This is a genomic window from Serratia sp. J2, assembly GCF_046269175.1.
Taxonomy (GTDB): domain Bacteria; phylum Pseudomonadota; class Gammaproteobacteria; order Enterobacterales; family Enterobacteriaceae; genus Chania; species Chania fonticola_C.
Genome location: NZ_JBKABN010000023.1, coordinates 1 through 13,774, shown reverse-complemented (window position 1 = coordinate 13,774; position 13,774 = coordinate 1). Strand labels below are relative to the sequence as shown.

Sequence of the window (13,774 nt, the reverse complement as noted above, 5' to 3'; positions counted from 1 at the left end):
ATGCCCAATGAAATTCAATTTCTAACTCAAAGCATTACGGTTTTAAACACTCAACTCACTATAGCCCACATCGTTGGGGGCGTAACGTACGCCACGTCTACAACGTATATGCCTATACGTTATGTAAGACCAGACTTAACCTCAATGGTTGAGTATAAAAGCGTAAAATTTTTATCATCTCACTGCGACCTGTATCACCGAGGGGGTGTTACCCCAGGTTATTGCGGGCCACGGGCAGCAGGTAACGCTCTGTTTCTTTCAGGATTTGTTCAAGGCGAACATTATCCATTTGGCGGAAAACGCGCTGGGTATAGGGATCTGCCCCCTCGCCCGGGATCCGCTGATCGCCCTGCCAGGCTTGCAGCAGCTTGGCACGCGCCTTGACCTGGACTTCTTCATCCCAGTCTATCTGCTGCGTTTGCGCCTGATAACATTGGCTCAACCAGGCCCAGCCGCTTTTATTGAGCAGCATCAGCGGCTGCGACAAGCCACGGCGGTAGCCCGCCACTAGCTCAGCCAACTGCTGATGGGCCTCCTCGCTCGTAAGCGCAGCGAAGCGCCAGGCGGAATTCTTGCTGCCAAACATGCGGCTTTCGCCGCTACCACCAACGCAGCAATACACCAGGTGCTCCAGCCAAAGTAAGATACCGTCTACGGCCGAAAGCGTTGCTGGCCGCCAGCGTAGCAAGCCATCCTGCTGTACCTGATGCAGCCAACCGGTGATACGCATGCCCGCCACGTCGATATCCAGCTCCAGGCTGCCATTCTCCTGGCGCTGTTCACGCACCCGTTCGGCCAGCTCCGCCATTTCTTCCTGCTGCTTTTGCCAGTAAATCTCACCGAAAGCTCCGTAAGGTAATCCTCCCGATGCCCGTACCCGTTGGTATAACTTGCCGGCGTCCTCCCCCTCGATCAGCGTGTTCAGCAATTGGCTGTTGAACTGATAGCGGCTGAGGTTATCCAGCGTAAAAGGCTCGTCTTCCGGCAGTTCGGTCTCTTCCAGAATAAAGTTAACGCCAAGACGTAGCTGGAAGAAGGCACGGATTGGATGGCGGTAAAAACGGAGCAGTTCATCAAGAGAAACCTGGGTTTTCTCTTCCACCGCCAGCGGTTGATTAAATTCCGGATGTGCAGCACCACGACCATCGGCAGCGGCCAACCATTCTGCCGCATAGCTTTGATCTTCACTCCCCGGCAGGAAGTTTTCCGCAGCAAACGGCATACGCGCATGACGTTTAAGCAAGTGCTCACCGACCCTGCGTGCGCTGCCGTCCGCATCCAGCCCTTCATCGCCGGGCAAGCAATAGCTTTGCTGCAGATATTCCAACAGTTCAGTGACCAATACGGAAGGATAGCGCTCGCTGTTGTCCTGAATGGAACGGCCAATAAAGCTGATATATAGCTGCTGCTGGGCAGAGAGGATCGCCTCCAGGAACAGGTAGCGGTCATCGTCACGGCGGCTGCGATCGCCCCGCTTAATCTGCTGCGCCATCAGGTCAAACCCCAGCGGCGGCAAGGTGCGAGGGTAGACACCGTCGTTCATGCCCAGCAGGCAGACCACCTTGAACGGAATGGAACGCATGGGCATCAGGGTACAAAAGTTGATCTGGCCAGCCAGGAAACGCTGGCTGATGCGTTGCTGATCGAGCCGTGCGGCCAGTTCATCGCGCAGCAGCGTCAACGGCACAGCGTCGGGATAGCGTGCCGCCAGGCCAAAGCTGGCCACTTTCTGCCACTGCTCTTCGATCAGCGCCAACGCCTCTTCCGTTTCGCTGTCCGTCTCAAAGAAGCTATTGAGCAGTTGGCGGCACAGCGGCAGCCATTCGGCTAACGGCCGCTCTTCGCTGAGGATTTGCCGCCAACGGCTGAGTTGTGCCAGCAGATCGGCCAGTTGCCCGGCCAGTTCGGCCACTAATCCACTCGATTCATCGTAAGGTAATACGCCCTGCCAATCTCCGGCGTTACTGTCCATGGCGTAGCCCAGCAGCATCCGCGTCAGACCAAACCGCCAGGTATGCTGCCCGGTTGCGGGCAGATCCAGCTCACGCACGTTGTCATCATCCAACCCCCAACGTACCCCGGATTCGCCAGTCCAGTGGCGTAACAGGCTTAACCCCTCTTCCTGAATCGAGAAACGCGCCGCTAACGCGGGCACGTCCAACAGCGCCAATACCTGCTCTGAGGTAAAACGGCTTTGCGGCAGATCCAGCAAGGAAATAAAGGCTTGTAGCGCGGGATGCGCCTGCCTGGCCTTACGATCGGAAATGGCAAACGGCAGATAGCGCCCGGCGGGCGCATTGCCAAACACCGCCTGAATATACGGGGTGTAGCTGTCGATATCCGCCACCATCACGATGATGTCGCGCGCGGTAAGGTGGGGATCTTCTGCCAGCATGGCCAGCAACCGATCGTGCAGCACCTCGACTTCGCGCTGCGGGCTATGGCAGGCATGAAGACTGATGGAACGATCCTGCGGATCGAGCTGGCGCTTATTGTCACTGCGCTCCAGGGTTTCTGGCGTGGTGCCGATCAGTGCGTGATCTTCCAGCTCCAGCATGTCGTGCTGAATAGCGTGCAGCAAGCTATCTGCCGGGATCTCGACAAAGGCATCCACTTCCTGCACCGCCTCCATCTGCGACAGTAAATACAGATGATCTCGCCCCAGCTTCCCCCAGGAAGCCAACAGCGGGTTACTCAGTTGTTGCTCACCCTCGGCATCAAATAGTTGGGCGGCCTGTTCTGGCTGACGGAACAAGCCTTGCTCGCGTGCCTGGTGATAGTGACGGCGTTTACGGCTCTGCAAACGGGCCAGGAAGGCGTAGTCCTGAATGTCACCCCAGTAATAGCGGCAAGGGTTGGTAAACATCAGATGGATATCAATATGTTTACCCAAAGCCTGCAGCGCTTCCAGGTAGATTGGCGGCAAGGCAGAAATCCCGCAGATAAATACCCGTGGCGTCAACCCCGCAGGGCATTGAGTGGCATTCTCCAGCGCGCTGATAAACCGGCGATACAAGTTGGCGCGGTGCCATTCGGGCTGGCCCAGCTCGTGGGTATATTCCACCAACCGATGCCACAGAGGAGCTTGCCAGCTTTGCGCCTCTGCCAGCCCTTCTACCACCTCCCCACGCTGCCAACTCTCCAGCCACTGCGGGCGATAAACCAGATATTGGTCAAACAGATCGGCAACGCGCCCGGCGAGCTGGTGGATCTTGCGCTTGTCGGCGTCATCGGTCAGGTAATGCTGTAAAGGAGCAAACTCGGGCCGGGTCAGCATGCCTGGTAGCAGCCACATCAGCTTCCAGGTCATGGCATCTTTGCTAAAGGCGCTCTCTTTCGGAATGCCAGGCAATACCTTGGTGAACATGTCCCAGATAAAGGTCGCCGGTAGCGGGAAAACGATATTCGCGGCAATGCCAAACTGCTCGGCCAGCTGCATCTGCAACCACTGCGCCATACCGGGGCTTTGCACCAGCACCACTTCCTGTTGAAACGGATCGGCCAAAGGTTCTCTGGCTATCAGCGCGCTGGTCAGCGTTTTCAGCAAGTCCAACTGATTGGAATGATAAACCGTAAACATGAGGCTCCTTGGAAGCGTAAAAGGGCATTACCAACTACTGACTCAACGTCCCCTCACCCTAACCCTAACCCAAAGGGAGAGGGAACCGATCGAGAACACCTCGACCAATATAGAGAGGGATATCGATCAAGACGACTGACAAACCTCACCGGCCCACTACATAGGGGCGCTACATGTAAGGCCCACGCTACAGCCCGCAATACCAACGGCTGAGTTCAACCTGTTGCTGCAGCGGCGTTTGTATTTTCACCGTGCGCTTCAGGCATGAGCCTTGCGCCTGGAGGGTTTCGACTTGGTAATGCCAATTAGGCGGTAGCGATATGGCATGGTTTATTTCGGCACCGGCACTGAATATTTCCAGCTGTTGGTGCGCCAGCGACCAGGCCTGTCGATATTGCCACTGCCGTTGAAAAGCCTGCAACAACACCTGCTGATAGTGTAACAGCCCGAGCAGCGAGACGGCGAACAACAATGCCGCGATCAACACTTCAGGCAGGCTGAAACCCCGTTGAGTTCGCCAGCCTGTCCGTTTATTCAGCACAATCGCTTTCCCGCTTTTCCGGGCAAAAATCCAGCCAGCCGCCTTTTTGCGCTTTCAGCAGGTGGCCGCCAGCCCCGCCTTGTTGTGTAGCCAGTTGGTATAGCCACAAGGGCTCAGATCCCGCGATATCCCCAGCCCCACGAACCATCACCAAACCGGTACGGGCAGAGAGCCGAGCGCAGGCTTGCAGCGCCTCGCCGCTTATCTGCTGACAGGACCAATGGTCCGCCTGTAGAGACTCCCGTGGCCACGACTGCGCCAGCCCCCAGCTTAGTGCCGAAGCCGCCTGGTTATAGGCCCGCAGGTAACGTTGCTGATCGACAGCCAGCAATAGCGCGCTGTCCAATTGCCGCTGCTGGGCGGTGAGCAGCATCAGCCCCATTACCAGCAACAGCATCACCGCAGCCAATGTGCTGCCCCCCTGCTGCCTATCCATCTCTAGGGTGCCTCCATGCTAACCGCCCACTCCAGGCGGCGTTCTATATTTGCCCGCACCGTTGAGCGGCCACTTAGGGCAAACAACATCAAGGATTTGCCATCGCGCCCTGCAATCTGGCTGACAGAAAAAGACTCAATCCGGACCGCTTCCTGATCGAGCAAACGTTCCCAGCCACTGCCTTGGCACTGGATCACGCCGCTTTGCCCCTCCAGCCCACCGGCCCGCAGGCGGTAACCAAAATACTCGGCATCGCCACCGCTGTCCCAGTTGCCATTGCGGTCAAGATCGTAGGCCACGATCACACAGCTGCCCGGCGCTTCCCCTGCCGCATGGCTAATCAGCAGCGAACGCCCCTGACACTGCCCGGCACAAAACCCGCTACGGCGCAGATCCTTTTCAATCCCGAAAGCCAGCTGGCGTAACACCAGATCCAACCGATAATGACGGTCCATATCAACCGTCTGCTGACGCAGTATCGGTAAGGTTTTCGCAGCAGCCAATGCTATCAGGCTGCCGAAAGTCATCGCCAGCAGCACCTCCGGCAGGGTAAAGCCTGGTTCTAAGGTTCGCATAAGGGCAGGCTCCGGATGGCGGTTTCTTCGCTGCACAGACGCAGTCGCCCTTTGGCGGAGAGCACCAGACGTATGCGGCCAGCATGATTGCCTAACAGAATATGCCCGGCCTGGGCATTGTTGCGCACCCCATAAAATCCCATCTCCTTTTGGGTATAACCTTGTAGCTCCACATCCAGGTGTTCTGGGGTAAAGGCCCGATCCGCCAGTGCAGTACAGGATGCCACCTGCGGGCCGCTGCCTATGCACCAGATTTTGCCTGGCCGAAACCACAATAAAGCGTTGCGGTTATGCCAGTTGGCATCGGCCTGTAAGCGCGTTAAAAATGCCAGCAGTTGCTGGGCAGTCTGCTCCAACCGCAGCGCCTGTTGATAGTGATGCCACTGGTTAACCCCCCAAGAGGTCAGCATCCCCGCCAGGACCATCACGATCATCAGTTCGATCAGCGTCAGGCCTTGCTGGTGTTCGGGGCTATTTTTATATCGGTTCATACGGCGAGTGTAATCGGCCAGAGGCACGATGAAAGGCACCTTTTCTCAGGCTGGCAAATGATGCGCAGAATTTTTAGTTAGCAGGTAACAAGCTGGGGGAAATTGAGTACGGCTTCGCATTTTTGGCAATGCAGCACGGGCGCAGCATGTGGCGCGCCAACTTTCAGCGGGATGAAGAAAGAGGGCCGGATACGGCCCTCAGCAAATCAGATAGCGACAGGAGCCTTGATCGGCGGGTGCGGATCGTAGCCTTCAATCTCGAAATCTTCAAAGCGGTAATCAAACAGCGAGGCTGGCTTGCGTTTGATCACCAGCTTAGGCAACGCACGCGGTTCGCGGGTTAATTGCAGCTGCGTCTGCTCCATGTGGTTGCTATACAGATGGGTGTCACCACCGGTCCAGACGAAATCGCCCACTTCCAGATCGCACTGTTGCGCCATCATATGGACCAGCAACGCATAGCTGGCAATGTTGAACGGCAGGCCCAGGAACACGTCGCACGAGCGCTGATACAGCTGGCAAGAGAGTTTGCCGTCCGCCACATAGAACTGGAAGAAGGCATGGCACGGTGCCAGAGCCATCTTATCCAGCTCACCCACGTTCCAGGCAGAAACGATAATACGGCGCGAGTCCGGGTCCTGTTTCAGCTGTTGCAACACGGTGCTTAGCTGGTCAATCTGGCGACCATCCGCCGCGCCCCAGGCACGCCATTGCTTGCCATAGACCGGGCCAAGGTCGCCGTTTTCATCGGCCCATTCGTCCCAGATACTGACGTTGTTTTCGCGCAGATACGCCACGTTGGTATCGCCGTTCAGGAACCACAGCAGCTCATGAATGATCGACCGCAGGTGGCATTTCTTGGTGGTCACCAACGGGAAGCCTTCCTGCAGGTTGAAACGCATCTGGTGGCCGAAAATCGACAACGTGCCAGTGCCGGTACGGTCGGCTTTAGGGGTGCCCTCGGCGAGCACTTTGTTCATCAAATCCAGATACTGTTTCATTTTTCCTCACGACTGTTGTTGCTGTGGACGACGACGATACGCCCAGATCATCATAATAATACCGGCGAGCACCATCGGCACGGACAGGATTTGCCCCATGCTGATCACCCCGTCAAACAGGCCAAGCTGGGCATCCGGCTGGCGGAACGCTTCGACGATAATGCGGAATGTGCCATAGCCAATCAGGAACAGGCCCGAAACGGCCCCCATCGGACGTGGTTTGCGGATGAACAGGTTCAGAATGATAAACAGCACGATGCCTTCCAGCACCATTTCATACAGCTGCGACGGATGACGTGGCAACACGCCATATTCATTGAGCAGCGGCAGCAGTTGAGGATTGGCGGCAGCGATGGCGATATCTTCCGTACGCGAGCTTGGGAACAGCATCGCCCAAGGTGTATCGGTAGTGACACGCCCCCACAGCTCACCGTTGATAAAGTTGCCCAGGCGGCCAGCGCCAAGACCAAACGGGATCAGTGGGGCAATAAAATCAGAGACCTGGAAGAAGTTGCGCTTGGTACGACGGGCAAACCACAGCATCACCGCGATCACGCCAATCAGGCCGCCGTGGAATGACATACCGCCATCCCAGACTTTGAACAGGTAGAGCGGGTTATCCAGGAACAGCGGCAGGTTGTAGAACAATACATAACCGACACGGCCACCGATAAAGACCCCAAGGAAACCGGCATACAGCATGTTTTCCACTTCGTCTTTGGTCCAACCGCTACCGGGCTTGTTCGCGCGGCGCACCGCCAACCACATGGCAAAAACAAAGCCAACCAGGTACATCAAACCATACCAGTGCAAAGAGACCGGGCCGATAGAGAAAATCACCGGATCAAATTTTGGAAACGCCAGATAGCTAGTGCTCATCTATCACCACAATATGTCTGTTATTCATCCCCAAACGGGGGCGGCAGGTGCCAAACGCGGTGCAAAACCCGTGCAACGGGAGCACCGCATTGAGATGGCGCATCATAACATAGGCTTAACCACGTCCGGGCTCACCGGCCGGGAAAAGTTCTGTAAAAAAATAGGTCTACGCTTAACGGGCTGGGCAACGCCCAATCAACGGCCGCCGCGGATCAGCCCCCCCATGCCGCGCCGTTCCATAAACGCCGCTACCTGGTGACGAACCTCGGTGGTCATCTGGGCGCTCAATACCCGCTGGGCCAGCCCTTGAGCGTCTTCCAGTTCGATATGGCGCAACAGATATTTGATTCGTGCGACGCTGCGCCCGTTCATGCTCAGATTGCGGTAACCCATTCCCACCAGCAGCAGAGCGCCCATCGGGTCGCCCGCCAGTTCACCGCACAGGCTGACCTGCAGACCGGCCGCCGTCCCCTGCTCGATGATCAATTTCAGTACCTGCAGCATGGCTGGATGCAGGCTGTCATACAGCGAGGCAACGCGGGTGTTATTACGATCCACCGCCAGCAGGTACTGAGTTAAATCGTTGGTTCCCACCGAGATAAAATCGACGCGAGCGGCCAGATAAGGGATCAGGAAGATCATCGACGGCACTTCCAGCATTACGCCGATCCGCGGTTTGGGAATATCGTATCCCAGCATCTCTTCCACTTCTCGCCCGGCGCGATCGATCAGGCGTTTGGCCTCGTCGATCTCTTCCAGGCTGGTGATCATCGGCAACAGGATCCCCAGATTGCCGGTTCCCGCATTGGCACGCAGCATGGCACGCACCTGGATCAGGAAGATTTCTGGCTGATCCAGCGTAATGCGGATCCCCCGCCAACCAAGGCACGGGTTTTCCTCGCTGATCGGCATGTAGGGCAGTTGTTTATCAGCACCGATATCCAGCGTACGCAGCGTTACCGGCTTATGCGGATAGAAGAGTTGCAGCATGCCCTGATATTGCGCCACCTGCTCCTCTTCCGACGGGAAGCCGCTTTGCAGCATGAACGGGATCTCGGTACGGTACAGGCCAACGCCGTCCACGCGCGCACCCAGCAGTTGTTCATGTTCCGGGCTAAGGCCAGCGTTCAGCATCACCTGGATCCGCTCACCGCTTTTCAGCTCTGCGGGCTGTTCAACGTCGTCTTCTGCCAGCTTGCTGAGCTCCTGCTCTTCGCTGATCAGACGTTGATATTCCTTCACCAGCACCGGTTCCGGATCGACCAGCAGCTCGCCGCGATAGCCATCAACAATCAGCATTCGCTGGGCCAACAGCGCAGGCTGGATGTCTGCCCCCATCACCGTTGGCACACCCATGGCCCGCACCAGGATCGCGGCATGGGAGTTGGCAGCACCGTCCCGCACTACCACGCCAGCCAGGCGATCCTGCGGTACTTCGGCCAATAGGGTCGCCGTCAGCTCATCGGCGACCAGCACAAAACGGGCTGGCCATTGGCTGGCCCCTTGGGTGGTATCGTCGAGGTGGAATAGCAGGCGTTGGCCAAGCGCGCGCAGATCGCTGGCACGCTCGCGCATATAGGTATCTTGCAAGGTCGCAAACTGGGCTGCGAAGGCTTCAATCACCTGTTTTACCGCCCATTCGGCCACCGAACCGGCATCGATCTCCGCGTACAGTTCACGTTTGAGGCGAGCATCGTTGAGCAGGTGGGAATAGAGATCGAAGATCGCCGCGCTCTCTTTTTGCGAGCTAGCGCTAAAACGCTTACTGAAGCGGCGGAACTCTGCTCCAGCCTCTTCCAACGCCTGTGTCAGGCGTTCGCGCTCGCTGACGGTATCCAGCGTGGAGGCTTTATACACCTGATCGAGTGAAGGCTGGCTACTATCTAACCAGCCCTCCGCCACCGCCACGCCAGGAGCCGCAGCCAGCGCCCGAATGCGGGTCTGGCGATACTGGCCAAAAATGGCGTTTAGCTGTGATAACGAGAGGATCCCGGCCATTTGGGTGGCCAAGGTAACCATGAAGGATTCTTCGCTTTCATCAAACTGGCGCAGTTCACGTTGCTGCACCACCAACACGCCAAGCAGCTGGCGGCGATGAATGATCGGCACGCCAAGGAAGGATCGGAAACGATCCTCTTTGACCTGCGGAATATATTTGAAGCTGGGATGGCTTTGGGCATCCGCCAGGTTGATCGGCTCCGCCCGCCGCCCGACCAGGCCGACGATGCCTTCGTCAAAGGCCAGGGCAATAGTGCGTCCACGGGGCTTTTTCAACCCGCGCGTCGCCATCAGGTAATAACAGCGGCGGTCGTTGTCTGCCAGATAAATCGAGCAGACTTCGGTGTCCATCGCCAGACAGGTTTCATTGACCAAAAGATCCAGCGCATCTGTCAGACTGGCCGCCGCGGCCACTTTCTCAACAATTTCTCGCAAGCGCGTGAGCATAGTCGGTTTGACTTAACCTCTCTTTCGGCGATAAGCAGGAGGCTGCCGCTGTGCTGCCAGTTCCTGCATTGGCATGACGGTTGCGGCAAACTCTTTCATAACCCGGCGGTACACGTCGCGTTTAAACGACACCACCTGGCGCACCGGATACCAGAAACTCACCCAGCGCCAGCCGTCAAACTCAGGCGTACTGCTGCGCTGCATGTTGATATCCGCGTCATTGCACATTAACTGCAGCAGAAACCATTTCTGCTTTTGGCCGATACAAACCGGCTTTGTGTCCCAACGCACCAAACGTTTTGGCAATTTATAGCGCAACCAGTTGCGGGTAGAGGCCAGGATACGCACATCCTTTTTACTCAGCCCCACTTCTTCGAACAGCTCACGGTACATCGCCTGCTCAGGCGTTTCGCCAGGGTTTATTCCCCCTTGGGGAAACTGCCAGGAGTGCTGACCGTAACGGCGGGCCCATAGGACCTGCCCCTGACGATTACAGATTACGATACCAACATTCGGGCGGTAGCCATCATCATCGATCACCGGACTACCTCGATAAGCATAAATTCGTATTGATAACCTGATTGTTTCACACAAGCCACAGGCGGTAAACCACTGCTTTGCAACGCCGTCGCTCGAATAACATTGGGATAACTCACAGATAATGGCAAAGTTATAAACATGTAACGAGGTTCGAGGGCGGTTTTATTCACTTTTTCTGTGGATAGGTGTGTGAAGAACTCTAGGGATAAGCCGGGAAAACTCGATTGAACTTAAAATATGTCGTATTTTCAATTTTTAATTATTCTTTTAAATACAATGCAATAATGACTCAAAAGCAGTTATGAACAGGGTAAAAATGTGATCTATGCACGCTTTGGATCTTTCTCTGGTGAAAGATCCACCAATGCGGATTTTATCCACAGATTATTATACCCGGTGACCTATAAAACCGCCAAATTCGTAAAAAATGCCCCGCGTCAAGGCTGTAAATCAAACCAGTGATCGGTAAAAAGTTGGGTTATCCCAGAAATCTGTGGATAAATAGGTGTAAGATCCTGTTTATTGTCGGTGGCTACAGGTGCACAACCCCGCACTGAAAATTTTCTACCGCGATTGGGTAGCCAAAAAGTCATGCAAAATCATGCTACTATTGTTGTTTTCCCCAGCCAGCTTTTCCCTTTTAAGGCTGTGAGTAAATTCGGTACATTTTTTAACCACAATGCATAGGTCTGATTTATGGCGTGTTTATCCCCTCTGCCACCAGAAAACGAGCAGCAATTATTAGCCCGTGCTCAGGCGCTGGCTGGCTTTAACCTTGGCGAACTGGCAGCCCGTGCGCAGGTCAGCATCCCCAAGGATCTCAAACGGGATAAAGGTTGGGTCGGCATGCTGCTGGAGCTATATCTGGGGGCCATGGCGGGCAGTAAACCTGAACAGGATTTCCCAGAGCTGGGCATTGAGTTGAAAACCATCCCGGTCGACGCCGCCGGTAACCCACTGGAAACCACTTTCGTCTGCGTAGCCCCACTGACAGGCAATAGCGGCGTCACTTGGGAAAATAGCCACGTACGCCACAAACTGGCACGCGTACTATGGATCCCAGTGGAGGGCGAACGACAAATCCCGTTGGCACAGCGCCGCGTAGGTTGCCCGCTGCTGTGGCAGCCCAATCAGGAAGAAACCGAGATGCTGCGCCGGGATTGGGAGGAACTGATGGATCTTATCGTACTCGGCCAGGTTGAACGGATCACCGCCCGCCATGGTGAAGTGCTACAGCTGCGGCCAAAAGCGGCCAACAACAAGGCACTGACCGAAGCCACCGGCGAACAGGGCCAACCGATCCTGACCTTGCCGCGCGGCTTTTATCTGAAGAAAAACTTCACCCGGGCGCTGCTCGCCAGGCACTTTACGCTTTGATTAGCCCTCCGCCCTCTGATTTCACTGTCATTTTTCCTTACACAGATGGGATACGTCCGAAAGCCATCTTTGGCAGAGTTTGCTACCCTATTAAGACTATTATTCTCTGTATATAAGGTATTCGGCATGAAAAAGTGGGTAATGGCTATTTCCGCCCTGATGATGGTCGCCGGATTAGCAGGCTGTTCCAGCGACTATGTGATGGCCACCAAAGACGGCAATATGATCCTCACGCAGGGTAAGCCTAAAATCGATAAGGATACCGGCCTGATCAGCTATCAGGACGAGCAAGGCAACCAGCGCCAGATTAACGGCGATCAGGTCTCGCAGGTTATCGAACGTTAATCCCAGCCCCCGTATCATCCTGGCCCCTGACGGATTATCAATCAGGGGTTTAGCCCGTCAGTTAAATACCCTATGGATTTCAAACTGCAGCTTGAAAGACGGCGGGTATAATCCTCTTCCACCATCTGCCACGCTTGGTTATAGTCAAGTAAGGCGTGTTACGCCGTTGGATCTCTGGCTTCTGTTTTACCGGGCATCACGCCCGTAAGCGCTAACATTGAAGGAAGGCCGTTAATGCAATACCACCGTATTCCCCACAGTTCTTTAGAAGTGAGCGTGCTGGGACTGGGCACCATGACCTTTGGCGAACAAAACAGCGAAGCCGATGCCCACGCACAGCTGGATTATGCATTAGCCGCTGGCATCAATCTGATTGATACCGCAGAGATGTATCCTGTGCCGCCGCGCCCGGAAACCCAAGGGCTGACAGAGCAGTACATTGGCAGTTGGATCAAGGCGCGCGGTAACCGCGATAAAATCGTGTTGGCAAGCAAGGTCTCCGGGCCGATTCGGGGTAATGACGCGGGCATTCGCCCACAGCAGGCGTTGGATCGCAAAAATATCCGCGCCGCCCTGGACGCCAGCCTGAAACGGTTAAATACCGATTATCTGGATCTGTACCAGCTACACTGGCCACAGCGCACCACCAACTGTTTCGGCAAGCTCAATTATCAGTACACCGATGAGAAGGCCACCATCCCGCTGCTGGAAACCCTGGAAGCGCTAACCGAGCAGGTCCGTGCCGGCAAAATTCGCTATATCGGCGTCTCTAACGAAACCCCTTGGGGCGTGATGCGCTATCTGCAACTGGCAGAAAAACACGAACTACCGCGTATCGTGTCGATCCAGAACCCCTACAGCCTGTTAAACCGCAGCTTTGAGATTGGTTTGGCAGAGATTAGCCAACATGAAGGCATCGAACTGTTAGCCTATTCCAGCCTGGCCTTCGGTACGCTGTCGGGTAAATACCTCAACGGTGCCAAACCAGCCGGGGCACGCAACACCCTGTTCAGCCGCTTTACCCGCTACTCTTCAGCCCAGAGCCAGGCGGCGATCGCCGAATACGTGGCGCTGGCGAAAAAGCACGGGCTGGATCCTTCACAGATGGCGCTGGCATTCGTGCGCCAGCAGCCGTTCGTTGCCAGCACCTTGCTGGGTGCTACCACACTGGAACAGTTGAAGATGAATATCGACAGTTTTGACGTGGTGCTGAACGAGGAGGTGTTGCAGGCCCTGGAAGAGATCCACAGCCGCTTCACCATTCCGGCGCCGTAAATGCCCCTCACCCTGACCCTCTCCCACAGGGAGAGGGATCCGATCGAGTTCGATTTCGGTTGCAGAAATCTACCTGACCACCGCACCGAATCAGTTCTCTTTTATTGATCACGGTACCTGATTACGACACCATTCCCGCTTCCACAGGGGACCGAGAGTGCTACTATTCAAGTTCTGTCTCTAAACTCAGCACCGCACCAGCCTCATCACTTTTGGCAATGAGCGTTGAAACAGCCCCCCCTACTCCATACCCAACCATAACGCCGAATCAGCTCCCTCTCCCTATGGG

12 protein-coding genes are annotated in these 13,774 nt (G+C 55.7%); 3 read left to right on the top strand and 9 right to left on the bottom strand.

Annotated features, from left to right (window positions below; translation table 11 throughout):
- Positions 1-208: 208 nt before the first annotated feature.
- The 9 genes from recC to rppH form a co-directional block, all read right to left on the bottom strand.
- Positions 209-3,580 (bottom strand): exodeoxyribonuclease V subunit gamma, encoded by a 3,372-nt coding sequence (gene recC, locus ACKWMY_RS20855; protein WP_409486981.1) that lies wholly within the window; start codon positions 3,578-3,580, stop codon positions 209-211.
- Between the two features lie 187 nt (positions 3,581-3,767).
- Positions 3,768-4,121, bottom strand: a complete 354-nt coding sequence (locus ACKWMY_RS20850; RefSeq protein ID WP_370505603.1) for a prepilin-type N-terminal cleavage/methylation domain-containing protein — start codon at positions 4,119-4,121, stop codon at positions 3,768-3,770.
- Positions 4,111-4,557, bottom strand: coding sequence for a YgdB family protein (locus ACKWMY_RS20845; RefSeq protein WP_024529476.1), 447 nt, complete (start codon positions 4,555-4,557; stop codon positions 4,111-4,113). Before ACKWMY_RS20845 ends, ACKWMY_RS20850 begins: the two co-directional genes overlap by 11 nt.
- A 2-nt stretch (positions 4,558-4,559) precedes the next feature.
- A complete protein-coding gene (locus ACKWMY_RS20840) occupies positions 4,560-5,132 on the bottom strand; it encodes a prepilin peptidase-dependent protein (protein WP_409486980.1) in 573 nt (190 codons plus the stop codon).
- On the bottom strand, positions 5,120-5,623 hold the full coding sequence (locus ACKWMY_RS20835; protein ID WP_409486996.1) for a prepilin peptidase-dependent protein: 504 nt from the start codon (positions 5,621-5,623) through the stop codon (positions 5,120-5,122). Before ACKWMY_RS20835 ends, ACKWMY_RS20840 begins: the two co-directional genes overlap by 13 nt.
- A 206-nt stretch (positions 5,624-5,829) precedes the next feature.
- On the bottom strand, positions 5,830-6,624 hold the full coding sequence (gene thyA, locus ACKWMY_RS20830; RefSeq protein ID WP_024484282.1) for a thymidylate synthase: 795 nt from the start codon (positions 6,622-6,624) through the stop codon (positions 5,830-5,832).
- A gap of 6 nt (positions 6,625-6,630) precedes the next feature.
- Complete coding sequence (gene lgt, locus ACKWMY_RS20825) at positions 6,631-7,503, bottom strand: prolipoprotein diacylglyceryl transferase (RefSeq protein WP_024529473.1); 873 nt, start codon at positions 7,501-7,503, stop codon at positions 6,631-6,633.
- A gap of 195 nt (positions 7,504-7,698) precedes the next feature.
- Positions 7,699-9,948, bottom strand: coding sequence for a phosphoenolpyruvate--protein phosphotransferase (ptsP, locus tag ACKWMY_RS20820; RefSeq protein WP_024484280.1), 2,250 nt, complete (start codon positions 9,946-9,948; stop codon positions 7,699-7,701).
- Positions 9,949-9,960: 12 nt separating this feature from the next.
- On the bottom strand, positions 9,961-10,488 hold the full coding sequence (gene rppH / locus ACKWMY_RS20815; RefSeq protein WP_021179868.1) for an RNA pyrophosphohydrolase: 528 nt from the start codon (positions 10,486-10,488) through the stop codon (positions 9,961-9,963).
- 696 nt (positions 10,489-11,184) lie between these two features.
- Between rppH and mutH the strand changes: the two genes are divergently transcribed.
- From mutH to ACKWMY_RS20800, 3 genes are all read left to right on the top strand, one after another.
- Positions 11,185-11,865 (top strand): DNA mismatch repair endonuclease MutH, encoded by a 681-nt coding sequence (gene mutH / locus ACKWMY_RS20810; RefSeq protein WP_409486979.1) that lies wholly within the window; start codon positions 11,185-11,187, stop codon positions 11,863-11,865.
- Between the two features lie 126 nt (positions 11,866-11,991).
- Positions 11,992-12,210 carry a YgdI/YgdR family lipoprotein gene (locus ACKWMY_RS20805; protein WP_021179865.1) on the top strand — a complete coding sequence of 73 codons (219 nt, stop codon included), beginning with the start codon at positions 11,992-11,994 and terminating at the stop codon, positions 12,208-12,210.
- Between the two features lie 234 nt (positions 12,211-12,444).
- A complete protein-coding gene (locus ACKWMY_RS20800) occupies positions 12,445-13,485 on the top strand; it encodes an NADP(H)-dependent aldo-keto reductase (RefSeq protein ID WP_024529471.1) in 1,041 nt (346 codons plus the stop codon).
- Positions 13,486-13,774 lie beyond the last annotated feature (289 nt).

Excerpts from the sequence above, each read along its gene's own strand:
- ptsP (WP_024484280.1), bottom strand. The coding sequence starts at position 9,948 with ATGCTCACGCGCTTGCGAGAAATTGTTGAGAAAGTGGCCGCGGCGGCC.
- ACKWMY_RS20805 (WP_021179865.1), top strand. The coding sequence starts at position 11,992 with ATGAAAAAGTGGGTAATGGCTATTTCCGCCCTGATGATGGTCGCCGGA.
- thyA (WP_024484282.1), bottom strand. The coding sequence starts at position 6,624 with ATGAAACAGTATCTGGATTTGATGAACAAAGTGCTCGCCGAGGGCACC.
- ACKWMY_RS20840 (WP_409486980.1), bottom strand. The coding sequence starts at position 5,132 with ATGCGAACCTTAGAACCAGGCTTTACCCTGCCGGAGGTGCTGCTGGCG.
- ACKWMY_RS20845 (WP_024529476.1), bottom strand. The coding sequence starts at position 4,557 with ATGGATAGGCAGCAGGGGGGCAGCACATTGGCTGCGGTGATGCTGTTG.
- mutH (WP_409486979.1), top strand. The coding sequence starts at position 11,185 with ATGGCGTGTTTATCCCCTCTGCCACCAGAAAACGAGCAGCAATTATTA.
- lgt (WP_024529473.1), bottom strand. The coding sequence starts at position 7,503 with ATGAGCACTAGCTATCTGGCGTTTCCAAAATTTGATCCGGTGATTTTC.
- recC (WP_409486981.1), bottom strand. The coding sequence starts at position 3,580 with ATGTTTACGGTTTATCATTCCAATCAGTTGGACTTGCTGAAAACGCTG.
- ACKWMY_RS20835 (WP_409486996.1), bottom strand. The coding sequence starts at position 5,623 with ATGAACCGATATAAAAATAGCCCCGAACACCAGCAAGGCCTGACGCTG.
- ACKWMY_RS20800 (WP_024529471.1), top strand. The coding sequence starts at position 12,445 with ATGCAATACCACCGTATTCCCCACAGTTCTTTAGAAGTGAGCGTGCTG.